This is a genomic window from Stenotrophomonas sp. YJH_SMC_131 (genome assembly GCF_059367975.1).
Map to the genome: position 1 here is coordinate 158,142 of NZ_JCAFRJ010000004.1, position 12,738 is coordinate 170,879.

The 12,738-nt window shown below is 65.7% G+C and carries 19 protein-coding genes; 4 read left to right on the top strand and 15 right to left on the bottom strand.

What is annotated here, in order from left to right; genetic code table 11:
- Positions 1-78: 78 nt before the first annotated feature.
- The 3 genes from AC5P56_RS10335 to AC5P56_RS10345 form a co-directional block, all read right to left on the bottom strand.
- Complete coding sequence (locus AC5P56_RS10335; RefSeq protein WP_495231613.1) at positions 79-987, bottom strand: manganese catalase family protein; 909 nt, start codon at positions 985-987, stop codon at positions 79-81.
- Between the two features lie 36 nt (positions 988-1,023).
- On the bottom strand, positions 1,024-1,545 hold the full coding sequence (locus AC5P56_RS10340; RefSeq protein WP_495231614.1) for a ferritin-like domain-containing protein: 522 nt from the start codon (positions 1,543-1,545) through the stop codon (positions 1,024-1,026).
- A 159-nt stretch (positions 1,546-1,704) separates the two neighbouring features.
- Entirely contained in the window at positions 1,705-2,049 is a 345-nt protein-coding gene (locus AC5P56_RS10345; RefSeq protein WP_100450505.1) for a hypothetical protein, read from the bottom strand.
- 207 nt (positions 2,050-2,256) lie between these two features.
- Between AC5P56_RS10345 and AC5P56_RS10350 the strand changes: the two genes are divergently transcribed.
- Complete coding sequence (locus AC5P56_RS10350; protein ID WP_014647178.1) at positions 2,257-2,649, top strand: response regulator; 393 nt, start codon at positions 2,257-2,259, stop codon at positions 2,647-2,649.
- A 16-nt stretch (positions 2,650-2,665) separates the two neighbouring features.
- Here the strand turns inward: AC5P56_RS10350 and AC5P56_RS10355 are convergent, their stop codons facing one another.
- The 8 genes from AC5P56_RS10355 to AC5P56_RS10390 all read right to left on the bottom strand — a co-directional run bounded on the left by AC5P56_RS10355 (position 2,666) and on the right by AC5P56_RS10390 (position 8,485).
- A complete protein-coding gene (locus AC5P56_RS10355; protein WP_032955963.1) occupies positions 2,666-3,064 on the bottom strand; it encodes a BLUF domain-containing protein in 399 nt (132 codons plus the stop codon).
- Between the two features lie 135 nt (positions 3,065-3,199).
- Positions 3,200-3,628, bottom strand: a complete 429-nt coding sequence (locus tag AC5P56_RS10360; protein ID WP_126412222.1) for a BLUF domain-containing protein — start codon at positions 3,626-3,628, stop codon at positions 3,200-3,202.
- Positions 3,629-3,711: 83 nt separating this feature from the next.
- A complete protein-coding gene (locus tag AC5P56_RS10365; RefSeq protein WP_126412224.1) occupies positions 3,712-4,437 on the bottom strand; it encodes a glycosyltransferase family 2 protein in 726 nt (241 codons plus the stop codon).
- Positions 4,434-5,021 (bottom strand): SAM-dependent methyltransferase, encoded by a 588-nt coding sequence (locus AC5P56_RS10370; RefSeq protein ID WP_197620850.1) that lies wholly within the window; start codon positions 5,019-5,021, stop codon positions 4,434-4,436. Before AC5P56_RS10370 ends, AC5P56_RS10365 begins: the two co-directional genes overlap by 4 nt.
- Positions 5,018-5,776 (bottom strand): PIG-L deacetylase family protein, encoded by a 759-nt coding sequence (locus AC5P56_RS10375; RefSeq protein WP_495231615.1) that lies wholly within the window; start codon positions 5,774-5,776, stop codon positions 5,018-5,020. The genes AC5P56_RS10370 and AC5P56_RS10375 overlap by 4 nt, the downstream gene beginning before the upstream one ends.
- Positions 5,764-6,705 (bottom strand): acyl-CoA dehydrogenase, encoded by a 942-nt coding sequence (locus tag AC5P56_RS10380; protein ID WP_495231616.1) that lies wholly within the window; start codon positions 6,703-6,705, stop codon positions 5,764-5,766. The genes AC5P56_RS10375 and AC5P56_RS10380 overlap by 13 nt, the downstream gene beginning before the upstream one ends.
- Before the next feature lie 102 nt (positions 6,706-6,807).
- Positions 6,808-7,311 carry a hypothetical protein gene (locus AC5P56_RS10385; protein WP_495231617.1) on the bottom strand — a complete coding sequence of 168 codons (504 nt, stop codon included), beginning with the start codon at positions 7,309-7,311 and terminating at the stop codon, positions 6,808-6,810.
- 10 nt (positions 7,312-7,321) lie between these two features.
- Positions 7,322-8,485, bottom strand: a complete 1,164-nt coding sequence (locus tag AC5P56_RS10390) for a zinc-dependent alcohol dehydrogenase (RefSeq protein ID WP_495231662.1) — start codon at positions 8,483-8,485, stop codon at positions 7,322-7,324.
- A 148-nt stretch (positions 8,486-8,633) separates the two neighbouring features.
- Here AC5P56_RS10390 and AC5P56_RS10395 point away from each other — a divergent pair, with 148 nt between their 5' ends.
- The 3 genes from AC5P56_RS10395 to AC5P56_RS10405 all read left to right on the top strand — a co-directional run bounded on the left by AC5P56_RS10395 (position 8,634) and on the right by AC5P56_RS10405 (position 10,134).
- A complete protein-coding gene (locus AC5P56_RS10395) occupies positions 8,634-8,822 on the top strand; it encodes a hypothetical protein (RefSeq protein ID WP_014647187.1) in 189 nt (62 codons plus the stop codon).
- 100 nt (positions 8,823-8,922) lie between these two features.
- On the top strand, positions 8,923-9,561 hold the full coding sequence (locus AC5P56_RS10400; RefSeq protein ID WP_014647188.1) for a DUF6766 family protein: 639 nt from the start codon (positions 8,923-8,925) through the stop codon (positions 9,559-9,561).
- A 3-nt stretch (positions 9,562-9,564) separates the two neighbouring features.
- Positions 9,565-10,134 carry a cysteine hydrolase family protein gene (locus tag AC5P56_RS10405; RefSeq protein ID WP_227863765.1) on the top strand — a complete coding sequence of 190 codons (570 nt, stop codon included), beginning with the start codon at positions 9,565-9,567 and terminating at the stop codon, positions 10,132-10,134.
- A gap of 7 nt (positions 10,135-10,141) precedes the next feature.
- On the opposite strand, the gene AC5P56_RS10410 is transcribed toward AC5P56_RS10405, so the two are convergent.
- The 4 genes from AC5P56_RS10410 to AC5P56_RS10425 form a co-directional block, all read right to left on the bottom strand.
- Complete coding sequence (locus AC5P56_RS10410; RefSeq protein WP_014647190.1) at positions 10,142-10,375, bottom strand: metallothionein; 234 nt, start codon at positions 10,373-10,375, stop codon at positions 10,142-10,144.
- Positions 10,376-10,497: 122 nt separating this feature from the next.
- Positions 10,498-10,908 (bottom strand): Rap1a/Tai family immunity protein, encoded by a 411-nt coding sequence (locus AC5P56_RS10415; protein WP_049439705.1) that lies wholly within the window; start codon positions 10,906-10,908, stop codon positions 10,498-10,500.
- Between the two features lie 81 nt (positions 10,909-10,989).
- Positions 10,990-11,610, bottom strand: coding sequence for a hypothetical protein (locus AC5P56_RS10420; RefSeq protein ID WP_445391669.1), 621 nt, complete (start codon positions 11,608-11,610; stop codon positions 10,990-10,992).
- A gap of 92 nt (positions 11,611-11,702) precedes the next feature.
- Positions 11,703-12,686, bottom strand: coding sequence for a LacI family DNA-binding transcriptional regulator (locus tag AC5P56_RS10425; RefSeq protein ID WP_014647193.1), 984 nt, complete (start codon positions 12,684-12,686; stop codon positions 11,703-11,705).
- Between the last annotated feature and the right edge of the window lie 52 nt (positions 12,687-12,738).

Genomic DNA, 12,738 nt, shown 5'->3' on the forward strand with positions numbered 1-12,738 from the left:
CATGTGGGCGGACAGCGTGTCCGCCCACTTTTTTTTACGCGAAACGTGGGGCGGAGGCCCGCCCCGGCCTGTCCCGCGTCAAGGCTCCCGTGGCGGCAGGTCGAGCGCACCGGCGCCCGGCCCGGCGCCCAGTTCGGCACCGGTTGTCGGCCGTGCTTCGGGATCGGAAAGCGTTCGCAGGGTCATGGCCTGCACCGCCGCCTGCTCGCGTGGGTCCAGGCCCACCGTGGCGCTGCCGTCACCGCCGTCCACAGCGGTCTGGGCCTCGCGGTCGCTGACCCGCTCCCACAGCTCGCCGCTGTTCCAGCTGCCCAGCAGGTCATCGGCACCGTCGCCCTGCGACATGTCCATGTACAGGTCGGTAAAGGCGGGGTCACCCGGCTGCTTGCCCGGTGGGAAGTTGGGCTGGATGCTGTGCAATGCCTTTTCGAAGGACTTCTGGTGGGCGATTTCGCGCGTCATCAGGAAGCGCAGTGCGTCCTTGATGCCTGGATCATCGGTCACCGTGATCAGTCGTTCGTAGACCAGCTTGGCGCGGGCTTCGGCGGCGATGTTCGAGCGCAGGTCGGCGGTGGGCTCCCCGATCGAATCGACGTAGGCCGCCGTCCACGGCACCCCGCTGGAATTGACCAGCGCCGGGCCGCCCCCATACAGGATCTGTTCGGTATGGCTGGTGCTGTTCTGGCCCAGCAGCCGCATGTCCTCGACTTCGGCAAGACCCTCGGACTGGATGGCCTTCGGGCCGCGGTTGAGCATGGCGATGATGGTGCCGATGATCTCCAGGTGGCTGATCTCTTCGGTGGCAATGTCCATCAGCAGGTCCTTGCGGCCCGGATCGCATTCACCGAGTCCCTGGGTGAAGTAACGCATTGCAGCCGCCAGTTCGCCTTGGGGACCGCCAAACTGTTCCAGCATGAGGCTGGCAAGCTGCGGGTTGGATTCGCGCACGCGCACGGTGTACATCAGCTTCTTGTGGTGAAAGAACATGGGACTGTCTCCTGTGTATGGCAGGCGGGACCGGGATCAACGCTTGGCTTGGGCGCCAGGCGTTTCGTCACGGTTGAGGAAGGCGCCGACCAGGCTGTCCTGGTGCTCTTCCAGCCAGCGCGCCATGGCGATCTCTTCCTGCAGGATCTGGCCGCACACGGCCGCGATATCCGGCGCGGCGGCCCGCTCGGCCGCGATCACCAGTGCCCGGTAGGTGGCGATCTCGGTGTTCTCGAAGCCAAAGGAGATGCCGATGCTCTTGACGACCTCGTCCTCCATCAGGGTGTTGCCGGCGGCGTGGATCGCTGCGGTAATGCTCGCGAACAGCCCCTTGGCGGTGGGCACGCTTCCGCCGAGCGCTTCAATGCACTCGCGCAGTGAGGCGGCCTGCTGCTGCGTCTCCAGCACGTGCTGGCCGATGCGTGCGGCAAGATGGGGATAGTTCTGGATGCGCGAAGCCATGGCCTTCATCATGGTCTCCGCCTCCTGCTCCATGGCGTAGGCATCCTGCAGCCATTTCAGCAGGCGCTCGCTGCGGACGGTGTTCTGGTCTGCCATCACGGTCTCCGGTAGTGGGGCGACATGCCTCCGGAGACCATGGTGGCGAGGCAGCAATCACTGCCTCGTCGGCCGGCGTGAGCCGGCGGGCGTGCGCGCTGCACCTGGCGCTGATGCGGTCATAACATCCGCGGGTGACTGGCAACGCCGACCGTACGGTCAGGCGGGCATCGCGCCGGACACTACAGCGCTGCCGGCGTCGCGACGGGGGCTTGCTGCGGGTGCGCGCGCGCCTGCGGACGCCTTCAACGCCTGGATCACCCGGTGCTGCGCACGGTGCGCGCCACCTTCCACGCCCACGACGTAGACAAAGCGGCCATCGAACTTGGCCTGGGCACCCTCCAGCACGTCATCCTCCTGCAGGGCGCGCTTGAGCGACTTCATCCATGCCCGTTCGGGGGTGCGATCCAGCTCCACGACGATCGCAGCGCCGCCGCAATCCAGGGACATGCACTCCACGCGCAATGCGCAGGGGGCGGTGGGGTCGGTGGCGGATCGAGGCATGGTCATGGCTCCAGTGCTGGGGGACGGCGGCAGTATCCATGGCCGCCGCCAACGCGCCGTCAAAAAAGGCGCACCGCCTTCCACGCCGCATCGACGGCATGGAGCACCTGCGCGGGGCGGCTTCGCGCTGGGCTGACACGGCCCACGCGCGCCGTTGATGCAATACAGCACACACTGCAGTTCCCAAGGCAACACAGGCATGCGCGCATGCAATCGGAAATGGACCAGCGCAGGTGCAACCTGCTGCTGGTTGAAGACCAGCTCGACCTGGCTGCACTGATGGAACAGGCGCTGGAAGACGGCGGCGGCCGGGTGACCCACGCCTACAGCGTGTTCGATGCGCTGGGGCTGCTGGATACGCAACGTTTCGATGGCGCGGTTCTGGATGTGGAGCTCCGCGATGGCGTGGTGTTCCCCGTGGCCGATCGACTGGCGGAACTCGGCATTCCCTACCTGTTCGTCTCTGCGGTCTATGACCAGCTGGTGCCGCTGCGCCACCGCCGCGCAACCTTCGTGGCCAAGCCGTTCCACATCGACCAGTTGCAGGAAGCCGTCCAGCAGGTCGTGGGAGACGCCTGCGCGCCCCCTGCCACGCATTGAGCGGCAGACGCCGGGATTACGCCAGGTGTGGGGCTACCACCTGCCCCAGCTGGCGCAGCGCACCACCGCGGGAGAGCCCGCTCCAGTTGCCACGAGCGACGCTGCGGATGTCGGCAGGGTCGGTCCAGAGCAGCCGCATCGACCAATAGGGAAAGAACCGGCCGGACACCCTGCCCCGGCCCAGCTCAAGCAGTTCGCAATGGCTGCGGGCACCGAGGATACGGCTGTACACCACGTTGATGCTGTCTTCCGGCCCCTCGATGTACTGGAGGAAGCGGTGCCCATCGTAAAGAAGCACACCCGTCACGCCTGCTTCGAAGTTGAAGCGGGCAGCGGCCCTGGCGAGGTCGTCCACAGGGTCCATGGAAAGCCCCGGTATCGCCTCACTTGCGTAAGCGATTGCGCGGAGGGGCACGTTGATTCCTTCTGACGCAGGAAGTGTCCTGCCCTTCCATGATGCTGCCCTTGCCGTAGAGCCAAATGAGGCGGTTCACAACCTGCCTCGCTCCATCCTCTCCCCTGCGGCACACTGCAGTAACAGGTTTCCGGCTCAGGCGGCCTTTGCGTAGGGCTCGACAATCAGCAGCAGCTTGTCCATCGCCGTGGCATCGGCCTGTCCGGTCGCTGCCCGCTGGATGAAGCTGGTCCAGTCGGCACAGGCGATCTCGCGCAGCTCATCTGCAGTGACGGACAGGCAACGCATGGGCCAGAACGGCAGCCGCCGCTGGCCGACACGCCCCCGCGCAAGTTCGATCAGGTGGATGTGACTGCTGGCGCCGGCGACACGGGAGAAGGCCACATCCAGTCCATCGGCAGGGCCCTCCATGTACTGCAGGAAGCGTTCGCCGTCGAACAGCAGCACCCCGGTCACCCCTGCGCCCCGATTGAAGCGCGCGGCATCGTCCATCAGCGCTTTCAGACGTTCCGGCGAGAATCCACTGACGGCCTCGCTGACGTAGGCGATGGCTCGATTCGGCATGGTGCCACTCCTGCTCTTCCAGCGCTTCACTCTAGGACGGGCATCGTGGCGAAACCGTAAACGCCAGCCGGGAAAACATCACATCATGCCCAATTCAGCGTGGTTTCCGAGGCGCTTCCAGGTACCGCCATCCGCCGATCTGCCGCCGTGGCAGGGCGCGCACCCTCCATTCCGGCCAGGTAGGCCGAGAACCCTCCGGTCGCGCGTCCCACCAGGCGGGCACTGGTCATGACGATGGGAGCACCGGCCCACCTTACGTCAGCGCCGAGGCGTTGCAGCCTCCTCACCAGTGCAACATCCTCTCCACAGCGCAGGGGAGCAAATCCCCCTGCCGCCAGATAGGCCTGGGCGGAGACGCCGAAATTGGCACCGTGGATGCGCCCATGATCGTCGCCCCACTGCTGCCGTTTCTGGAACGCGCGTCGCAGGCGCTTCTCCGTCCTGGAGGTGGTTGCTATGTCCACCAGTCCGCAGAAGGCGTCGCACCGGCCCTCAAGCTGGGCAACCAGCCATTCGGGAGGTACCTCGCTGTCGGCATCGGTGCTCGCCAGCCATCTCGCACCGCGTCCGAGCAGCTCAGCGGCGGCCGCTGCCCTGGCAACGCCGACGCAGCGTGCTTCCAGGCGCACCGTATCGACCCGCTGCTGCTGGCAGATGGACGCGGTGGCATCCGAGCAGCTGTCCAGTGCAACCACCACCTGCACTGCTTCGCCGTGCAGCTCGGGATGCAGGGCTGCCCTTCGGATCGATTGCAGGCAGCGCTCCACGCTGGCTGCCTCGTCATGGGCCGGAACCAGGATGCCGATCATCGCAGGCCCTCGTTGCGGGCCAGCGATAGTGCGCTGCGCGTCCAGCCCTGCAGCACGAAGTCCGCATCACGATAGTGGAAGGCTTCGTGCAGGCCTTGGCCAAGGCACCGATGCACGACGTCGGTGCGACTTGCGCGCCCCTGGAACGAAGGCAACCAATGGCAGGCGACCAGCAGTCCGTCGTCGCGAAGGGCCGAATCGATGCCGGCGCGCAGCTCGTGCAGCGCTGCTGCACCCAGGTAGTAGCCCATTTCCCCGCAGACGATCAGGTCGAAGCGGCCCGGCGGCCATTGCTCGGGATGGCTGGCGCAATGGACCTGCACATGCGGCAGGTGGGCCAGATTGCGGCGGGCCCGGAACGCTGCGCGTGGGCTGATGTCGGTGGCCAGCAGGCGCTCGCAGCGGGCGGCCAAGGCCTCGGTCAGCACGCCGTTGGAGCATCCCAGCTCCCAGCCCCGAGTGAACTGGCGCTGGCTCAGGCTGGCCAGCAGCAGCGCACGCTTGCGTTCTTCATACCACCGGCTGCGATAGCCGAAGGGATCCTCCTGCTCATGCAGTTCATCGAAGTACGGTTGCGCGCTCATGCCAGGAATACCTCGTAGTTCCGGAAGAATCGGGTCAGTACATGTGCGGGCAGCACCGGCGGGCTGTTCAGTTCCGGCACCTCGCCGGTCTGGGTCCGGAAGTGCGCGATGGCGTTTCGTTTTGCGGCGGCCACTGCTGAAATGTCGATCAGCCTGGGAACCTCCCACGCCATATGTGCGCAGGCGGGGTCAAGCCAGTGCCAGCCCCACACCGGGTACTCCAGGCGTCGGCAGCCCACTGCCCGCACCGCCCTGCAGGCAGCACGCCCTGCGGCTTCATGATCGGGATGCCCATCAAAGCGCCAGGGTGCCAGGACCAGGTCGCTCGGCTGGAGGTGCTGCTGCAGCCAGTCTTCCAGGCCCTGTTCGTGCGCACTGACCGCGCCGTCGGCGATGCCGAGATGAAACGCGGATCCAGGGCGGATACCGAGTTCGCCCAGCGCTGCGGCAAGCTCGGCGCGTCGCGCCGAGCGCAGGCGTTCTGGCGTCCACCAGTGCTCGTCCGGATAGCACGCTTCGCCATCGGTCACGGCGACGACGCGTACCTCCATGCCCTGCTCCGCAGCGTGACGGAGCAGTCCACCACAGCCGAGGATCTCGTCGTCTGGATGGGGTGCGACCACCACGACGCGATCACGGCCGGCGCACAGGGCATTGGCCGATGTTGCCGGCCGCTGCCACAGCCAATCGCAGCGCAGCCATGCCTGCTCCTGCGTTCCTTCCCCCTGCAGGGGTGTCCTGGCTACAGCGCCCATGTCGCCTCCTGGCTCGCCCGCTGGCCGCCCAGCCATTCCCAATCGCGATCTGCGTGGTTCTGCCGAAGGAACACGGTCAGGTCCGCGCAGCGACGGGCGTGGGCATCTTCCAGGCACATCGGCGCCGGGCCCAGTGCGCGCCCCGCCAGATCCAGGACACGCGTCGCCGCGCGCTCGACCACGCAGCGCAGGCGCACGACCTCTTCGCGGTGCGCCGATTCCGGCGCGGCGTCGATGCGTGCCGCCACTTCGCGAAGCAGCGCCGCCGCCGGGCCCAAGGCGAGGTCCACTTCACCCAGTAATCGCGCGCGATTTCCCTCGGTGCAGGCTGGCCGCATGCGCTCGGCCAAGGCGGCCGCCGCGCCGAACCAGACTGCCGCGATGCCCGCACCGCCGTGCCAGAAACCCGGTCGCTGCAGGTACTCATCGCGCGTTCCCAGAAGCGCCATCGGTGCGCCGTCGAACCGCACCGTGGTGGACGGAACGCCGGCCATGCCAACGGCCGGCCAGGGCTCATCTGCAAGCGTGCGCCAGTGTTTCGCCGCGACCTGGCACAGCCACACGCCCTGCGCGTTGCGGACGGTTACCAATGCCGCATCCACCCACGCGCTGCCGGAACACCAGGGCTTGTCACCATGGAGCTGGCCGTGGGCATCGAAGCGGAGTGTGTTGGCTGGACCTTCCGCGGCCCAGACCGCCAGTAGCTGGCCTTCAGCCAGTTCGGGCGCGTTCAGTTCGGCGATGATCGCCTGGGCGTCGTAGTGCGCCTCAAGCACTTTGGCCAGGCACAGGTCTTCCGCCCCCCATGCCGCCAGCGCCTGCCACCGCCGCAGCGTGCGGCCGCTTCCGGGCAATGGCAGGTCGGGCCGCTGGACCACTACCTCGCGAGCGCGGCCCTCCAGCGGGGACGGCGACGTCACATGCTGCATGAAGGAGCCTGAAATGGAGAGACATGTCGAACGTAGGCGGCAAGCGGTCACATCGCTGTCTGGGAGGCGTAGCCGGCGCATGAATTCTCTGCGCGATGATCCTCACGCGCTCGCTTGCCCGCGCTGCCGTCGTGCGCGCAGGCACTGCCGCAGCTCCCACAACCATGGCAGCACGACCACGCCCAGCGCCGGCAGCAGGACCAGCCACCAGACGCCCGGTGCTGCAGGCTTCACGTCGAGCGACCACCGGGGGTGGACCTGCCAGCCCACCCAGCCCAGCAGGACCCACGGCGCGGCATCGAGCACGCTGTGCGCATGCTGCTCTGCCGGGCTGATGCGTCGTCTGCCGTCCGCGCTGACGGTGTCGAAGTAGCCGGCGATTGCGTGCGCGAGGACCAGAAGTGCCAGAAACGTGACGAGCGACAGCGTGTTTTCCAGCAGGAGCCATGCGAGCACCCCGCTGCCGATCAGCAGCAACTGCACCCCATGCAACAGGCTTTCGCGCATCGCGGAGGTGTGTGGAAGGTCGGTCCGCCGGTGAAAATGGAAGTCCAGCCAGCCGGCAGCCAGCCACAGTGCGTAGACACCGGCGGCAATCGCGCTCATGGCAGCATGCTCAGGGTGTCAGCACGATCTTGCGGCAGTCGTCATCCTTGGCATCGAATATCGCGTAGCCCTGCGCAGCGTCGGCCAGGCGCATCCGGTGCGAGATGATGTCACCCGGATCCAGCTTTCCTTCCATGATTGCGTCGAGCAGTTCCGGCATCAGCCCCTGCACATGGGTCTGGCCCATCTTGAATGTCAGTCCTTTGTCGAACGCATCACCCAGCAGAAAACCATGGATGAAGCCGGCATAGACGCCTGGAATGCTGACCACGCCGCCACGGCGCGTTGCCGCGATGCATTGCCGTATCGCCACGCCACTGCTGCCTTCCAGCTTTACAGCGGTCAACGCTGACTCCAGCGCACTGCCCTCGGCCTCGAAGCCTACGGCCTCGATGCAGGCGTCTACGCCCCGCCCACTGGTCTGGGTAAGGATGTAATCGGCCGGGTCTTCGATCTCCTTGAAGTCGATGGGGGTCACGCCGTAAGCACGGCGTGCATAGTCCAGGCGGTAACGGAGGTGGTCGACCATGAAGATGGTCTCTGCTCCCAGCAGCCGGCAACAGGCCGCGCTCATCAGCCCAACCGGACCGGCGCCGAAGATGGCCACCGTCGAGCCGGGCTTCACACCCGCGTTCAGCGCGGCCTGATAGCCGGTCGGGAGAATGTCAGACAGGAACAGCACCTGCTCATCGGCCACGCCTTCCGGAATGCGCAACGGGCCCACGTTGGCCTTCGGCACGCGTACGAATTCGGCTTGGCCACCGGCTACGCCGCCATACAGATGGCTGTATCCGAACAAAGCAGCTGGAGGCAGCAGCCCTTTCTGGTTCAGCGCCGCGCCCTTGCCAGGATTGGTGGTCTCGCATGCGGCATATTCGGCCAGCCTGCAGTGGAAACACTCGCCACAGGCGATCACGAAGGGAATCACCACGCGATCGCCCGGCTTCACCTGGGTCACGCCGCTGCCGACCTCTTCCACCACGCCCATGAATTCGTGGCCCAGTACATCGCCATCGTGCAGATCAGGAATCTTGCCGCGGTAGAGGTGCAGGTCTGAACCGCAGATGGCGGTGGCGGTCACCCGCAGTATCAGATCGTCATCCGCCGCCAGTACCGGGTCGGGCACAGTCTCGACGCGCACAACCCTGCGGCCGTGATAGGTCAATGCCTGCATCGTGCTGCTCCAGGAGCTCGGGCCTTCAGCATCGCAAGGCCGCCATCCGGCTGCAGTGACATCCCGGTGTGCGCGGCGTTCATTCTGCAGCGTCGTGGCGTTAACCCGGCGCGGCGCAGGCTTCACTCTCTCGCCGCAGGAGCTGCCCATGAACGACAAACTGCCCTTCAATCCAACGACGGATGTGGACGATCAGTCAAAGGCGCACACGCCGGACAAACGGCGCAATGATCGAGCCAGATGGAAGGAGCACGACATGCCCGACGACGGCGATGGCCCCAAGGCGGTACCGGAGGACTACGAGCGCCCTGATCCCGATCCGACGGGGAAGCGTTGAGTCCGCCTCACATTCCGGATGCGCAGCAATCACGAGGCATGGCTCTTTGTCGGCGCAAGCTTCATGGACGGTCTTTGGAGCAGCCTCAACGAGGTCTTGCATGTGGAAACGCAACGGTCTCTCGCTGGTGCTGCTTGCGCTCACGTTGGTGTTCATTGTGGGGCAGGCAGTTGCGGGGCATCACGTGCACAACCAGGAACTGGTCGAGCACGGACGCATGCCGATCGATTTCTCGCACTACCTGGCTACCGGGCACTTCGTCAGCGCTACGTTCGAGAACTGGGAGAGCGAATTCCTGCAGATGGGGATGTACGTTCTGCTGACGGTCAGCCTGCGCCAGCGCGGTTCGGCCGAATCGCGGCCGCTGGACCCCGCGCAGGAACAGAATCGCATCGAACCCGGCCGCACGCCCTGGCCGGTCAGGCGCGGTGGCCTGTGGAAGGTTCTTTACGGTCATTCGCTGGCGATTGCGTTCGGGCTGTTGTTCCTGTTCAGCTTTACGCTGCATGCATTGGGAAGCTGGCGCGCCGAGGAGGCCGAACAGCAGTTGAAGGGATTGCCGCCACCAGGCTTTGTGGAGCACCTCGCCAGCAGCACATTCTGGTTCGAATCCATGCAGAACTGGCAAAGCGAGTTCCTGGCCGTGCTGTCTCTGGTGGTGCTGACGATCTTCCTGCGCCAGAAAGATTCGCCGCAGTCCAAGCCGGTCGAGGCGCCGCATACCCAGACAGGAGATTGAACCATGGCAGATGATCCGTCGACGGCCTTGCTGATCATCGACATGTTCAGCCGTTTCGATTTCCCGGGCGCGCAGGAGCTGGCGCCCGCGGCAGAGCGGGCGGCCCGGCAGATCCGGCGCCTGAGGGATCACTTCGACGAACGCGGGTGGCCGGTCATCTACGCCAATGACAATTTCTCGGATTGGAAGCGCGATTTCCGCCAGCAGGTGGAACAGTGCCGGCGCGACGGCGGTCCGGCGGGACGAATTGCCAGCCTTCTCTCGCCCTTGCCCGGTCATTACTTCGTGCTCAAGCCCAAGCACTCGGCGTTCCTGGCCAGTCCCTTGCCGATTCTGCTGGCCAAACTGGGCGTGCGCCGCCTGTGCCTGAGTGGCATGACGGCCGATTCGTGCGTTCTGGCCACCGCGCTGGATGCCAACGCCAGAGAGTTCGACGTCGTGCTGGCATCGGAGGTCGTGGCGGGGCTGCCATCCCGGAAGCGGCGCGCACTGGCGCTGCTGGCTGATTCGGGTGCAGCCCGGATCGCGCGGCTTTCTTCGCTTGTCTCTGGGCAGGAAGCAGGAGGGCGCTGAAGGCAGCTCAGGCCCGGTCGGCTATACCCTGTACGCCGGCATGACCGGCGCAATGTGCACAGCAGAAGATCTGGCCATTTCCTTCAACGCCATGCCCAATGACGGCGCATTTGCAGTGTGCGCAGCGGGGTGCGAATGCGTGGATCGCGCACTCGAACGAATCGAACGTGCCGCTGCGCCCGCCCTGCTGCAGGGTAAAGCTCTTGTCGTAGTTGTTGCCGCAGACATCACAGGTAGCCATGGGGCACCTCGTGCTGTGGAAGGAACATGCAGTGTGGCGAGCGCGAATGTCGGTGGCCGTGAATGCACCGTGTCGCGAGGGTGTAGGACGTCCGCATCGTCGCCAAGCGGGCGCGGCGTGCTTCATTGGTCATTGCCGGGCTCGGCACTGTTGCCACGTGGTGTGCCGCGACCACAGGGAAACGCCGTGCGCAGCCCTTCGACAACCAGTGGCGACGCATCCTGCTGCAATCGCTCGCGGGGCAGTTGCCGGAGATGGGAAGACACATGGTCGACCAGTTCATGCGGAAGGATCTGGCGCTGCCCGCACCACTGTCCGCGGCTGGCATCGGCGACGCCCAGGATATAGCCGCTGGCGCGAGCGCTGGACAGGCTCCGGCACTGTTCGCCGTCGCAGAACCCGTCATCGCCTTTCCCCTGCAGGAGGGTAATGAGTTCCGTGCCGCTGACAAGCCAGGTCCGTACCGGCTGCATTGTTCCGGCCAAAGCGGACCCAGCCAGCGCGCAGAGGCCAAGTGCGAGGAGCCGACGCATGACGCGGCGCGCCTGGGGTTGGTGATGTCTCTTCATGTTGAGGCCCTGGCTGTTGCTTTCATGGACGCCACGCGGCAGAGGTCAAAGCCGATCAAGCTGCTTGCGCGGACGAAACTCCGGGTCGTCCTCGGCTTCCAGCATGGCCTCCACCAATGTTTCGAAGGGCTCGGTGGCGGCATCCAGGTCTGCGGATGACAGGAATCCGGATTCCCCGGGGCCGGCCAGCCCAATCGCAGCAACCGTCTCCTGCTCACCTTCCTCGGCCCAGAGATAGTCGTGGATCAGTGCCACGCCTTCGTCGCCCCCCTTCAGGAAGTCGGCGGCGCCTCGTGCCACGGCAAGAAACGCGATGAGATCGTAAAGGCTCTCCGAATACGTCAGCGATCCTGCGACAAAGTGCGTAGCAGTGCGGTCATAGGCGGCAATCTGGATATTCCCGGCCTGTGCAGAGGCAAGGAAAGCCTTCAATGCGGCGCGATTGTCGGGGTAGCGGGCCAACAGCGCCTGGCAATCCGCGAGCAGGTGGTCCAACGCCTCGTCGCTGCACGAGGCAAGGTATTGACCGTTTTCCATGCGCCACTGCCCGGAGATGCCTCGCCAGTCGGACCAACGGGATGATGAAGGCACGGGCGCTGCCAGCCATCTGGAAAGATCGTGGTGGGAAATCTTCAGGCGGAGCAGTGCTGAATAGGGCTCTGACAAGGCGATCCTCCACTGTGTCTGCGTACAGTTGGCTTGTAGCAGACAACGCATGACCCGCCAACATCTGGCGGCTGCCGCAGGGCGGTGCCGGACTATCGCCCAGCCGTCGACCCTCTCACCACGCACCTTCCCGTCATCACCAGCCTGCGCACGGGCAGCTCCGGCATGCGCAGGCGTTCCAGCAACAGCGACATCGCAGCGCGCCCCATGTCTTCAACCGGCTGCTCGACCACGGTAATGCCAGGTTCGACCAGCTCGGTCCAGCGCTCGTTGTCGAACCCTGCCAGCGCCAGCTCTCCTGGAATGGCGAGACCGGCGCTGCGTGCCGCCTTCAATGCACCCATGAGCAGCAGGCTGTTGCTGGTGACCAGCGCGTCGGGACGCGAAGGGCCGGCCAGCCATTGGTCGACCGTTGCGATGGCGGCCTCGGCCGTTGGCTCGACTTCACGGTAATCCGGCTCCAATCCGTGCGTGCGCATCGCAGCAAGATAGCCGTCGCGGCGCTCGGCCGCCGTGGTGCTGGTGCTGCCGAACAGGCCGCCGATGCGGCGATAGCCACGCTCGACGAGATGCTCGACTAGGGCGCCCATCGCCGCGGGATTGTCCAGCACCACGCTGTCGATCGACCCGCTGGCCGCGGCGCGGTCCACCAGTACCGTCGGGAAGTCCAGCGTGAGCCGTTCCAGCCGCCCCACCGTGGTCCGTGTGGGCGCAAAGATCAGTCCACTGATGCGCTCCTCGTGCATCAACTGCAGGTACAGCGCCTCGCGCTCGGGGTCTTCGTCGGTGTTGCAGAGCGTGACGCGCAGGCCTTCGCGATAGGCGACCTCCTCCACCGCACGGATAAGCGCAGTGAAGAACGGGTTGCGGATATCCGCAACGATCAACCCGATGATGCCGGTGTGCCGGGAGCGCAGCCGCCTTGCCTGCAGGTTCGGCCGATAGCCGGTCTGGCGGATCGCCACCTCGACCCGGCCGCGAACCTCTTCGCTGACCGGGCCGCCCCCGAGCACCCGCGACACGGTGGACTTGGATACCCCCGCTACACGCGCGACGTCATTGATGCTGATACTCATTGGAAACGTTCCCGGAAAAGTGCGCCTGCCATGGCCCGGCGGCTGTTCAGGA

Bases quoted from the DNA above. Each gene is read 5' to 3' on its own strand.
- AC5P56_RS10335 (WP_495231613.1), bottom strand. From the start codon at position 987: ATGTTCTTTCACCACAAGAAGCTGATGTACACCGTGCGCGTGCGCGAA.
- AC5P56_RS10340 (WP_495231614.1), bottom strand. From the start codon at position 1,545: ATGGCAGACCAGAACACCGTCCGCAGCGAGCGCCTGCTGAAATGGCTG.
- AC5P56_RS10345 (WP_100450505.1), bottom strand. From the start codon at position 2,049: ATGCCTCGATCCGCCACCGACCCCACCGCCCCCTGCGCATTGCGCGTG.
- AC5P56_RS10350 (WP_014647178.1), top strand. From the start codon at position 2,257: ATGCAATCGGAAATGGACCAGCGCAGGTGCAACCTGCTGCTGGTTGAA.
- AC5P56_RS10360 (WP_126412222.1), bottom strand. From the start codon at position 3,628: ATGCCGAATCGAGCCATCGCCTACGTCAGCGAGGCCGTCAGTGGATTC.
- AC5P56_RS10365 (WP_126412224.1), bottom strand. From the start codon at position 4,437: ATGATCGGCATCCTGGTTCCGGCCCATGACGAGGCAGCCAGCGTGGAG.
- AC5P56_RS10370 (WP_197620850.1), bottom strand. From the start codon at position 5,021: ATGAGCGCGCAACCGTACTTCGATGAACTGCATGAGCAGGAGGATCCC.
- AC5P56_RS10375 (WP_495231615.1), bottom strand. From the start codon at position 5,776: ATGGGCGCTGTAGCCAGGACACCCCTGCAGGGGGAAGGAACGCAGGAG.
- AC5P56_RS10380 (WP_495231616.1), bottom strand. From the start codon at position 6,705: ATGCAGCATGTGACGTCGCCGTCCCCGCTGGAGGGCCGCGCTCGCGAG.
- AC5P56_RS10385 (WP_495231617.1), bottom strand. From the start codon at position 7,311: ATGAGCGCGATTGCCGCCGGTGTCTACGCACTGTGGCTGGCTGCCGGC.
- AC5P56_RS10390 (WP_495231662.1), bottom strand. From the start codon at position 8,485: ATGCAGGCATTGACCTATCACGGCCGCAGGGTTGTGCGCGTCGAGACT.
- AC5P56_RS10395 (WP_014647187.1), top strand. From the start codon at position 8,634: ATGAACGACAAACTGCCCTTCAATCCAACGACGGATGTGGACGATCAG.
- AC5P56_RS10400 (WP_014647188.1), top strand. From the start codon at position 8,923: ATGTGGAAACGCAACGGTCTCTCGCTGGTGCTGCTTGCGCTCACGTTG.
- AC5P56_RS10405 (WP_227863765.1), top strand. From the start codon at position 9,565: ATGGCAGATGATCCGTCGACGGCCTTGCTGATCATCGACATGTTCAGC.
- AC5P56_RS10410 (WP_014647190.1), bottom strand. From the start codon at position 10,375: ATGGCTACCTGTGATGTCTGCGGCAACAACTACGACAAGAGCTTTACC.
- AC5P56_RS10415 (WP_049439705.1), bottom strand. From the start codon at position 10,908: ATGCGTCGGCTCCTCGCACTTGGCCTCTGCGCGCTGGCTGGGTCCGCT.
- AC5P56_RS10425 (WP_014647193.1), bottom strand. From the start codon at position 12,686: ATGAGTATCAGCATCAATGACGTCGCGCGTGTAGCGGGGGTATCCAAG.